We start from the raw sequence: 9,266 nt of genomic DNA on the forward strand, positions 1-9,266 counted from the left end.
AGCAGGCCGCGCAGGAGTCCGGCAACAAGGACGAGTCCCGGGTGACGCTCACCGAGGGTCAGGTGCTCACCGAGTACCAGGCGCTGGAGCTGCTGATGCTGCCCTCGGCCAACAACGTGGCCCGGCTGCTCGCCCGCTACCACTCCGGTTCCGAGGACGCGTTCGTCAAGCTGATGAACGACACCGCGTCCAAGTTCGGCATGGCCAACACCATCTACGCCGACCCGGCGGGCTTCAGCCCGGACACCAAGTCCACCGCCAAGGACCAGCTGAAGCTGGCCGAGCAGGTCATGCAGGACGAGATCTTCCGGCAGATCGTCTCCACCTCGGAGACCAACTTCAACAACGTGAAGATCCCCAACACCAACAACCTGATCAACCCGAAGACCGGCGTCATCGGCGTCAAGACCGGCTCCAGCACCCCGGCCGGCGGCTGCCTGATGTGGGCCGCGTACAAGGAGATCGGCGGTGTGAAGCGGATGATCCTCGGCGTCACCCTGGGCCAGCCGGCCACCGGGCCCAACCCGGGCGAGGACATCCTGGCGACCGTGCTGAAGGTCAGCGGCAAGCAGATCCAGGCCGCGCAGAACGGCGTGACCGGTCAGACCGTGGTGAAGAAGGGCGACGTCGTCGGCTCGGTCGACGACGGGCTCGGCGGCAAGGTCGCGCTCGTCGCGACCAAGGACCTGGTGGTGGCGGGCTTCCCCGGCATCTCCGGCACGATCACCCTGGACGCCTCGAAGGTCGGCCACACCGAGTTCGCCGGCAAGGAGGTCGGCGTGCTGCGGGTGGGCGCGGGCGAGGACAAGCTGGAGGTCCCGGTGGCCCTCCAGTCCGACCTGAACCCGCCGTCCATCCAGTCCCGGCTGCTGCGCACCCTGTGAGCCGCTGAAGCGCGGAGGAAAGGGGAAGGGGAGCCGGTCCGCACCGGCTCCCCTTCCCCCTTTCCGCTGTCCTGGACGTCCCGCGTTCTCCCGCCCGGACGACTTCTCCCCTCCTAGACGTCCCGGTCGAGCAGCGCCAGGGTGAGCCCGCCGAGCGGTGTCACCCGGTCCGGGTCGCCGTACCGGGTGCGGAGCACCTGGGCCTGGTCCGTCGGCATCGCGCCCAGCGGGTCCCCGGTGTCGCCGAGGACCAGCAGCCAGATCCGGGGCACCCCGCCCAGGCAGTCCTCCGGCCGCGGGCAGGGGACCGGCGAGAGCTCCTCGGCGTCCTCCGCGCTCTGCGCGACGAAGACCGGGTAGGGCCGCACCTCCGAGGGCAGGTAGTAGTCGACGCCCTGCCAGGCCATCGCCCAGGACTGGTCGCCCAGCGGGGCCGCCAGCCCGTCCCCGGCGCGGTAGCCGGCCGAGATCTCCCGGGCCGCCGCCTTGAACGGCTCCTCCGAGCCGTTGTGCGAGCCGACGTACCGCACCGGGGGCTGCTCGGGCAGCGCCGCCACGGCCGGTGCCGCGAGCAGCGCGGCGGTCAGCAGCCCGGCGGCCGCGACGGTCCCCCGGGGTGCCCGGCCGCGCCGCCGGGCCAGGGCCGTCACCGCGCGGTGCACCGCCCCGGCGCCGCCGCCGGCCAGGACGGCCCAGGCGGGCACCGTGAACAGCAGGTACCGCCCGAGGAAGTACGAGGTGTCGCCCAGCCGGGACACCAGCCAGACGCTCACCACCGGCAGCTCCGCGAGCAGCAGCGCCTGCCAGGCCTGGAGCCGCCGGCCGGGCAGCGCCAGCGCCAGCAGGGCCAGCGGGAGGAAGGCGTAGAACGCGAGGTCCGAGCCGAACAGGCGCTCGCCGAACCAGGCGAGGCCGCGCATCGAGGGGGTCGGGATCCAGCCCAGCTGCCGGTCCGACTGCCGGCTGCCCAGCAGCACCACCGGCAGCACCGGCAGCGCCGCCACCGCGACCGCCAGCGGGTACTGCCACAGCAGCCGCCGGTCCGCCTCCGGGCGGGTGCGCCACAGGTGCAGCGCCAGGAGCGCCACCTGCCCGGCGACCGTACTGAAGGAGATGAGGTGTCCGGCGCCGGCCAGCGCCATGGCCGCGCAGTACGGTGCCCAGCGCCGCCAGCCGGGCCGCTCCAGCGCCCGCAGCAGGAACAGCGTGGCCGCCGCGATCGCGCAGGTCACCAGCGCGTAGGAGCGGGCCTCCTGGGCGTACCGGGAGATCTCCGGGGGCACCGCGAGCAGCAGCCCGGCACCGACCGCCGCCACCCGGCTGCCGAACAGCCGCTGGGCGGTGAGCGCCACCAGCGCCGCCGCCCCGGCCATCGCCAGCACGGAGGGTATTCGCAGGGACACCGTCGAGTCGCCGAACACCGCCGTCCAGCCGTGCATCAGCAGGTAGTACGCGCCGTTGCTGGCGTCGACGTGCTGCAGCAGCCGCAGCAGGTCGCCCAGCGAGCGGGTGGCCACCGTCCAGGTCGCGATCTCGTCCCGCCACAGGTCCGGCGTCCCCAGCCGGTACCCGCCCACCGCCAGCATCACCACCGCGGGCCACAGCCACACCTGCCCCAACAGCCGACCCACCGGGCGCACAGCAGGTTTCATCGGGTCCTTCGTCTCCTCACGCGGTGCCGGGGCGGATCCCACCCTGCCCGGCAGGCTACTTGACCCGCCCTGACACCCCGTCGGGCCCCCGCATCCCCTCCGTCACCCCGCGCCCCACCCCCGATCCGGTACGCTGTGAACGGCCTGGCAGCACCCGGGCCGCGCCTCAGTAGCTCAGGGGATAGAGCACGGCTCTCCTAAAGCCGGTGTCGCAGGTTCGATTCCTGTCTGGGGCACAGTGAAAGCGCAGGTCACAGGCCCTCCGCCCGCTTCGGGCAGGAGGGCCTGCGGCGTTCCCGGGGGGCCACCGCCGACCGCCCGTGCCACTGGAGTCGGGGGCGGGGTACCCCTCGGGGAGGAGGCGGCCGGGGCGGCCGTCCGCCCGCGGAGTGATCATGAAGCAGACCTCGTGCTGACGGACCGTGGCCGCTCCGCTCCTAGGCTCGACGAGACCCCTGCCGGTGCATCCCTCCCGGTCAGGGCGGACGAGCCGGGGAGCCATGACGACGTACCGATACACCGTGGCCGAGCTGCGCGGCCAGCTGCGCCAACTGCTGCTGAGCGGTGCCGCGATCGCGCTGGGGGTGGCCTTCCTGATCGCCTCCGTCAGCGGCAGCGGGGCGCTGGTGGACTCCTACCGCCAGACCGCGGCCGCCGAGGTCGGCCCCGGCGACATCCAGGTGACCGGGAAGGCCGCGGCCGGCGGGCTGGACGCGGCCGCCGCGGAGCGGGTGCGGGGGACCGCCGGGGTGGCCGCGGCGGCCCCGCGGCTGACCGGCAGGGGCGCCGTGCTGGCCGCCGACGGCCACCCGCTCGACCGGAGCGCCGCGGTCAGCGCCGTCGCCGAGGACCCGGCGCTGCGCTGGCAGCTGCTCAAGGACGGCCGCTGGCCCGCCGGCCCCGGCGAGGTGCTGCTCGACACCGGGACGGCGCACCGGCTGGACGCCGCCGTGGGCGCCGAGGTGCACCTGACCCGGGCCGACGGCACGGCCGCCACCGCCCGGCTGGTGGGCACCCTGGACGAGCGGGGCGCCCCGAGCCTCGCCGGAGTCCCGATCATCGGCGTCCCGGCCGGGGCGGTCGGCGGCTGGGCGACCGGTGTCACCGCCGACCGACTCGACGTCAGGGTCGCCCCCGACGCCTCCCGGGCGGGGACCGTCGACGCCCTGCGCGCCGCCCTCGGCCCCGGCGCCCAGGTGCACACCCGCGAGGCCTCGGTCACCGAGGCGACCCGGCAGAGCAGCACCATGTACGGCGTGGTGCTGGTCGCCGCGCTCTCCTTCGTCCTGATCGCGCTCGCGGTGGCGCGGATGGTGGTCGGCAACACCTTCACGGTGGTGCTCGCCCAGCGGACCCGCCAGCTCGCCCTGCTGCGCTGCGTGGGCGCCGACCGGCAGCAGCTGCGCCGGCTGATCCGCCGCCAGGGACTGCTGCTCGGCATGGGCGCCTCGGCGGCCGGCGTGCTGCTGGGGGTCGGGCTCGGCGCGCTCGGCACCGCCGTGGTCGGCCGGCTCGACCTCGGACCGGTGCACCTGTCGCTGCTGCCCTCCCCGCTGACCTGCCTGCTGGCCGGGCTGTTCGGCGTGCTGCTGACCCTGCTGGCCGTCCGCGGCCCGGCGAAGGCCGCCGCGGCCGTGCCGCCGGTCGCCGCCCTCGGCGGCACCCCCGCGCCGGCCGGCGGGGCGGCCCGGGTGCGGGCCGCGGTGTGGACCGCCGGGCTGCTGCTCGCGGGCACGGCGCTGCTGGTGGCCGGGACGGTGACCCCGCCGCCGCTGTCGCTGCTCGCCGTCACCGTCGGGGCGATCGCCAGCTTCTTCGGGGTGCTGCGGCTCTCCCACCGGGTGCTGCCCGCGGTCGTCGCCGTCCTGGGCCGGCCCGCCCGGCGGCTCGGCGGTACGGCAGGGCGGCTCGCTACCCAGCAGCTGCGGCTCAACCCCGGCCGCACCGGGGCCACCGGCTCGGCGCTGCTGCTCGGCGTGACCGTGATGGTCGGCGCGGTCACCGCGCTGGACATCACCTCGCGGTCGCTGGTGCCCGTGGTGTCCGCGCGCCAGCCCGGGGTCTTCTCGGCGGCGGCCGCCGGGGGCGGTGCCCTGCCCGCCGGGGCGCTCGGCGCGCTCGGCGCCGAGCGGGGGCTGACCGTCGTCCCGGTCCGCTCGGCCACCGTCGACCTCGACGGCCGGCCCACCGTGGTCGCCGCCGTCGACCCCACCCGGCTCAACTCCTCGACGGACGACGTGGACCGGGCCCGCGCGCTCACCGAGGGCGCCGCGCTGAGCGGGCTCGGCGAGACCGGGGTGCGCCGGGCCGGCGGCGTCGAGCTGCGGCTCCAGCCCGGCCGCAGCACCCTGCCGTTCACCCTGCAGAGCGGCGCCACCCTGCTGGTGACGCCCGCCACCCTGGACCGCCTCGCCCCCGCCGCGCCCGTCACCACGGCCTGGATCACCCCGGCCGCCGGCGACGACCGGCCGACCGCCCGCCGCACCCTGGACCGCGCCCTCGCCGGCCACCCGCAGGTGACCGTCGCCGACACGGCCGCCCAGGCGGACACCCTGCGCTCCCTGCTGGACCGGCTGAAGACCGTCAGCATGGCCCTGCTGTCCTTCTCCGTCGCCATCGCCGGCCTCGGCGTCGCGGCCACCCTGATGCTCAGCATCAGCGAACGCTCCCGCGAGATCGGCATGCTGCGGGCGATCGGGATGTCGCGCCGGCAGCTGCGCCGGATGCTCACCCTGGAGGCCCTGCTGCTCTCCCTGGCCGGCGCCCTCGTCGGCACCGCCCTGGGCGCCGCCTACGGCTGGGCCGCCGCCCGCTCGATCACCTCGACGATCGGCACGGTCGGCACCCCACCGGCCCTGCCGGTCCTGGCCGCCCTAACCTTGACCGTCCTGGTCGGCCTGGCGGCGGCGGTCCTCCCGGCCCGCCGGGTGGGGCGGATGAGCGCGGTGGCAGCCATGCGCGCCTCCTGAGCCGGCCCCGCCGCGCTGGCACGGCCACCGCCGGCCCGCCGGCTCTGCCGGTGCCGGCAGCCCTGGTCGGGGAGGCGGCGCTCCCGGCCCGCAGGGTGGGACGGATGGGCGCAGTGGTGGCGATGCAGGCCTCTGTCGCCGGGTCCTGCTGAGCCGGCGTGGCTACCGCCGGTCCTCCCGGTCCTGGCCGTCGTGGCCTTGACCGTCCTGGTCGGCCTGGCGGCGGCGGTCCTCCCGGCCCGCCGGGTGGGACGGATGAGCGCGGTGGCAGCCATGCGCGCCTCCTGAGCCGACCCTGCCGCCCCGAAGTGGCCACCGTCGGCCCGCCGGCTCTGCCGGTGCCGGCAGCCCTGGTCGGGGAGGCGGCGCTTCCGGCCCGCTGGGGCGGACGGATGGGCGCGGTGGTGGCGATGCAGGACTCTCTCGCCGGGTCCTGCTGAGCCGGCGTGGCTACCGCCGGCCCGCTCGATCACGCCGACGGCGGGAACGGGGCGGTGGCCCGCTGGTCCTCCTGGCCCTGGCCGTCGTGGCCCTGACCATCCTGGTCAGCCTGGTAGCCGCAGTGCTTCCAGCCCCCCAGGGCCGGGCAGGCGGGCGCGGTGGTGGCGTTCTGGGTCTTGCGCGCCGGGTCTGCTGAGCTGGCGTGGCTACCGCTGGCCCGCTTGACCACCTCGGCGGTGTGGACGGTCGGCGCGGCGTCGGTTCCGCCGGTGCGGCCCGCCCTGGGCGTGGCCAGGTTGGTCGGGCCGGCGGCCGCGGTGCTGTCGGCCTGCAAGGTGGGACGGGTGAGGGCGGTGGCGGCGATGCGGGCCTCGCCTGCTGGGCCTGCCGCGCTGGCGTGGCTACCGTCGGCCCGCTCGGTCACTCCGACGGCGGGGGCGGGTCGTTGCTTGCCGGTCCTGCCAGTGGTGGCCGCCCCGGGCGGCTTGGCAGCCGCAGTGCTCCCGGCCCGCAGGGTGGGACAGATGAGCGCAGTGGCGGGGATGCAGGCCTTGCGCGCCGGGTCTGCCGATCCAGCGTGGCTACCGCTGGCCCGTGCGATCCCCTCTGTGGTGGGACGGTCGGTGCGGCGCCGGTTCCGCCGGTGCGGGCCGCCCTGGACGTGGCCATGCCGGTTGGGATTCCGGCCCGCAGCTCGGGCAGGTGGGCGCGGTGGTGGCGATGTGAGCCTTCCTCGCCGTGTCCTCCGCGCCGGGTTCCTTCGGCCGAAGCTCGCCGAGTTGGGCTCCTGGGGCGGTGTGGCCATTGCTGACCCGATTGATCATGTCGATGGTGAGGACAGCCGGTGCTCCGCCGGTGGTGCCGGTGCTGGCGGCTTTGGGCTTGACCGTGCTGGTCGGGCGGGTGAGCGTGGTTGCGGCAATGGGGGCCTCGCAAGCCGTGCGCTCCGCGCTGAACCGCCGGTCGTGCCGGGGGCGGTCGGGCCGGCGGCCGAGGTGCTGTCGGCCTGCGGGGTAGGGCAGGTGAGAACGGTGGCGGTGATGCGGGCCACCTGAGGCGGGCCTGCCGAGTCGGCCTGGTTACCGCTGGCCCGGCCGATCACCTTGGCAGTGGGGACGGTCGGTACCCCGCCGGTGCTGGTTGGGCTGGTGGCGGTGATGCGGCCTCCTGAGCTGAGCCTTCCGTGCCGGGTCCTGCCGAGTCGGCGTGGCCACCGCTGGCCCGCTCGATCACGACGACGGTGGCCCGCCGGTTCTGCCGGTGCCGGCTGCCCTGGCCCTGACCGTTCTGGTCGGGCCGGCGGCGGCGGTGCTGGCCCGTTCGCTCACCTCAGTTGTGGGGACGGGCCGTTGGCCTACTGGTGCTGCCGGTGTTGGCTCTGGGCGTGACCGTGCTGATGGGGCTGAGGCTGGGGCGGTGGCGATGCGGGCCTTCCGTGCCGGGGCCGGCCGAGACGGCGGGGCCACCGCGGGCCCGCTCGGTCACCTTGTCCGTGGGTGTGCTGCCCACCGGGGCGGGCCGATGGGTGTGGCGGTGGCGATGCCGTGCCTCCCGAGCCGGGCCGTTCGCGCTGGGCCCTCTGGGCCGCGGCCGGCTCGGGTCGCCCGGGGCGGGAGGTCCGGCTCAGGCCAGGGTGAACCGGGTGCGGGGTGTCGGCGGGCGGGTGGTGGCGAGGGCGAGGTCGGCGAGGAGGGGCTCGGACTCGCGGGTGCGGCGCAGGACGGTCGGGTCGAGGTCGACGACGACGAGTTCGCGCTGGTCCTCGCTCGCCTCGGCGATCAGGCGGCCGTCGGGGCCCCAGACCGCGCTGCCGCCGCAGGTGTGCCAGCCGCCGGTGTGGCCGATGTGGTTGGCGAGCACCGTGTAGAGGGTGTTGTCGAGCGCGCGGGCCGGGAACCAGGTGCGGGACTCGTGGTGGCCGTGGCCCACGCTGAACAGCGCGCCGACCAGGTAGGCGTGGCAGCCGTCGAGCGCGGCGGCCCGGGCGTGCTCGGGGAAGCCGGAGTCGTAGCAGACGCCGAGACCGAGCCGCCAGCCGTCCAGTTCCAGGGTGCAGCCGGCCGTCCCGGGGCGGTAGTAGTCGCGTTCGGCCTTGAACAGGTGCTGCTTGTCGTAGCGGGTGACGAGGCCGCCGTCCGGGCCCAGAACGAGGGCGGAGACGCGCAGGTCGGCGCCGTCCGTGACGGCGGCGCCGACGACCGCGGCGGTGCCGGTCTCCCGGCAGGCCTCGGCGATCGGCGCGAGACGCGGATCGCCGGGCTGGACGGTGTACCTGGCCGGGTCGGAGCTGATCAGCTCGGGCTCGTACCCGGAGAGGAACTTTTCCGCGAACAGCACCAGCCGGGCGCCGGCCCGGGCGGCCTCACGGATCAGCTCGGCGGCCTGGGCGACGTTGGCGGGTATGTCGCCGGCCACGGCCTGGGCCTGGACGGTGGCGATCCGCAGCGGCCGCTCGGGGTGACCGGCGGGCGCGGTGCGGGAGTCGGGGGAGACGAGGGCAGGGGTGTCGGGCATGGCCGTCACGCTAGCGCTGTGGCCCGCGGCGGACCTCGCCGGTCGGCAACAGGCAACAGGCAACAGGCAAAGGGCGAGGGGCAACGGGCAGCGGCCGAGGGGCAACGGGGCGTCGGGACGGCGGGGTGACGGAGCCTCAGCGGACGCTCTCGTCCACCTGGTCGGCCGGGCCGCCCGGAGGCCGTCCGCCCGACACGACGACCCGCTGCACCCGGGGTCTGGTGCGCCAGTTGACCCGCCGCACGTCCCGGGCCAGCGCGCCGGGGCGCCAGACCTGGATCACCGCGGTCACGGCGCCCAGCACGATGCCGGCGGCCAGCCAGCCGCCCACCACGTCGGTGGGCCAGTGCACCCCGAGCGCGATCCGGGTCCAGCCGATGGTCAGCACCGTGGCCGCCGCCACCGCGCAGGCGGCGGTCCGGCCGCGTCGGCGGACCCGGTACCAGAGCAGGCCGACCAGGACGGCGCAGGTGATCGCCGAGGCCATGGCGTGCCCGGAGGGGAAGGCCGGGCCGCCGGCGTGCGAGACCGGATCGGTGAAGGAGGGGCGGCCGCGGTCGAAGGCCAGCTTCAGTGCCCACTGGGCGCCCCAGCCGACCAGGGCCTGGGCGGCCACCCAGCCGGCCAGCACCCGCGCGCCGATCAACCAGAGCCACCCCGCGGCGATCCCGAGCAGCGCACGCATCGTGACGGTGCCGCCGATGTCCGAGAGCGTCTGCACCGCGGCGGTCCAGATCCGGTGCTCCCGGGCGTAGATGTGCAGTTCGCCGATCCACTCCTGGTCGAAGCGGGTCAGCGGGCGCCAC

At 75.8% G+C, this 9,266-nt stretch carries 5 protein-coding genes, 1 tRNA gene and 1 pseudogene; 3 read left to right on the forward strand and 4 right to left on the reverse strand.

All coding sequences use genetic code 11. From position 1 onward, the window contains the following. Positions 1-884: pseudogene (locus ABZW03_RS30995) on the forward strand (D-alanyl-D-alanine carboxypeptidase); the annotation flags it as partial. 113 nt (positions 885-997) lie between these two features. Here the strand turns inward: ABZW03_RS30995 and ABZW03_RS31000 are convergent. Further along, positions 998-2,536 (reverse strand): glycosyltransferase family 39 protein, encoded by a 1,539-nt coding sequence (locus ABZW03_RS31000; protein ID WP_355265575.1) that lies wholly within the window; start codon positions 2,534-2,536, stop codon positions 998-1,000. A 163-nt stretch (positions 2,537-2,699) separates the two neighbouring features. On the opposite strand from ABZW03_RS31000, the gene ABZW03_RS31005 reads away from it, so the two are divergent. Together ABZW03_RS31005 and ABZW03_RS31010 are read left to right on the forward strand one after the other, a co-directional pair. Further along, positions 2,700-2,772: transfer RNA gene (locus tag ABZW03_RS31005), tRNA-Arg, on the forward strand. 264 nt (positions 2,773-3,036) lie between these two features. Beyond that, a complete protein-coding gene (locus tag ABZW03_RS31010) occupies positions 3,037-5,505 on the forward strand; it encodes an FtsX-like permease family protein (RefSeq protein ID WP_355265578.1) in 2,469 nt (822 codons plus the stop codon). A gap of 469 nt (positions 5,506-5,974) precedes the next feature. Here the strand turns inward: ABZW03_RS31010 and ABZW03_RS31015 are convergent, their stop codons facing one another. From ABZW03_RS31015 to ABZW03_RS31025, 3 genes are all read right to left on the reverse strand, one after another. Beyond that, the gene (locus ABZW03_RS31015; protein ID WP_355265581.1) at positions 5,975-6,280 is read right to left on the reverse strand and encodes a hypothetical protein; all 306 of its coding nucleotides are present in this window, start codon (positions 6,278-6,280) and stop codon (positions 5,975-5,977) included. A 1,289-nt stretch (positions 6,281-7,569) separates the two neighbouring features. Beyond that, positions 7,570-8,460 (reverse strand): carbon-nitrogen hydrolase family protein, encoded by an 891-nt coding sequence (locus ABZW03_RS31020; RefSeq protein WP_355265584.1) that lies wholly within the window; start codon positions 8,458-8,460, stop codon positions 7,570-7,572. 136 nt (positions 8,461-8,596) lie between these two features. Next, positions 8,597-9,266: phosphatase PAP2 family protein (locus ABZW03_RS31025; protein WP_355265587.1), on the reverse strand; the 670-nt coding region annotated here is incomplete at its 5' end.

Origin of the sequence: Kitasatospora sp. NPDC004799 (genome assembly GCF_040609095.1) — a bacterium.
In the GTDB taxonomy this organism is placed as follows: Bacteria; Actinomycetota; Actinomycetes; order Streptomycetales; family Streptomycetaceae; genus Kitasatospora.

Bases quoted from the DNA above. Each gene is read 5' to 3' on its own strand.
- ABZW03_RS31000 (WP_355265575.1), bottom strand. From the start codon at position 2,536: ATGAAACCTGCTGTGCGCCCGGTGGGTCGGCTGTTGGGGCAGGTGTGG.
- ABZW03_RS31010 (WP_355265578.1), top strand. From the start codon at position 3,037: ATGACGACGTACCGATACACCGTGGCCGAGCTGCGCGGCCAGCTGCGC.
- ABZW03_RS31020 (WP_355265584.1), bottom strand. From the start codon at position 8,460: ATGCCCGACACCCCTGCCCTCGTCTCCCCCGACTCCCGCACCGCGCCC.